At 31.0% G+C, this 852-nt stretch carries 1 protein-coding gene and 1 pseudogene; both read left to right on the top strand.

Annotation, left to right across the window (positions count from 1 at the left end; genetic code table 11):
* A pseudogene (locus HCCG_RS12710) lies at positions 1 to 207 on the top strand (hypothetical protein); the annotation flags it as partial.
* Positions 208 to 241: 34 nt separating this feature from the next.
* Entirely contained in the window at positions 242 to 832 is a 591-nt protein-coding gene (locus HCCG_RS11395) for a hypothetical protein (RefSeq protein ID WP_230197969.1), read from the top strand.
* Positions 833 to 852: the final 20 nt, after the last annotated feature.

Here is an 852-nt window from a genome sequence, read left to right as displayed (position 1 = left end):
TTAAAGAAATATAATGATGATTATCCTATAATGCAAGATTTAGTCTCTAGTGGTGTAATGAGTGATAAAGGCTTTCCACTTATTTGCATTCCTAAACCTAATAGTTATAAAATCAATGCTCCTAGTCCTGCTAATACTAAGAATATAGACAAAGAGGCTTTAAAGTATTTTGGATACAATCATAATTCAAGCTTATCATCGGAGTAGAGAGAATAAAAAAATGCAGTATAAAGGACATAAAATGATATATATTCTCTTAGGCATATTTGGAATCTTCATAGCATTTTTTATGATAAAAGGTTGTGCTTATCCTACAAGCTATCGTGCTTTTATCCCTAAGGCTTTAGATTCTGAATATAAGGAATATGAGAGACTCTGTAAAGAAGAGATAGGTAAGGTAGTGTATGCAAGACCTGTGAGAGAGGGAGTAAAGTTAGAGGATATACATCTTGCTTTTCCTTCTGCTTTTCTTGTAAGTCATTCTATTAAGCTAGAAATAGTGAGTGTTTCAGATGGAGAGAGTATTAAATATATATATATACAAGGTTTTGAATATTACAATAGTTGGGTAACATCAAGCCTTTCTATGCACCAAGATGTGAAACAACATATCCAATGCAAACCTTTTAAAGATTTAAAAGAAGAATATGCTATAATAGAAAACATAGCTTTTAATAATAAAGAATATATAGGAGATGAAATGATTGTCAAAGAAAGGCGCAAATTAAATCGTATGGGTTATGCTACTTCTCAAAAATACATCTCACAAGTCTTTAAAGAAGCTATTAATGCAAAAAGCCATCATTATATCGACTTGAAGGAATCCCAATGACCCATTCCTATAAATACTCT

The organism is Helicobacter cinaedi CCUG 18818 = ATCC BAA-847 (assembly GCF_000155475.1).
Taxonomy (GTDB): domain Bacteria; phylum Campylobacterota; class Campylobacteria; order Campylobacterales; family Helicobacteraceae; genus Helicobacter_C; species Helicobacter_C cinaedi.
Note: the sequence above shows the minus strand (reverse complement) of the source record. Positions and strands in the feature narration are given on the sequence as shown.

Bases quoted from the DNA above. Each gene is read 5' to 3' on its own strand.
- HCCG_RS11395 (WP_230197969.1), top strand. From the start codon at position 242: ATGATATATATTCTCTTAGGCATATTTGGAATCTTCATAGCATTTTTT.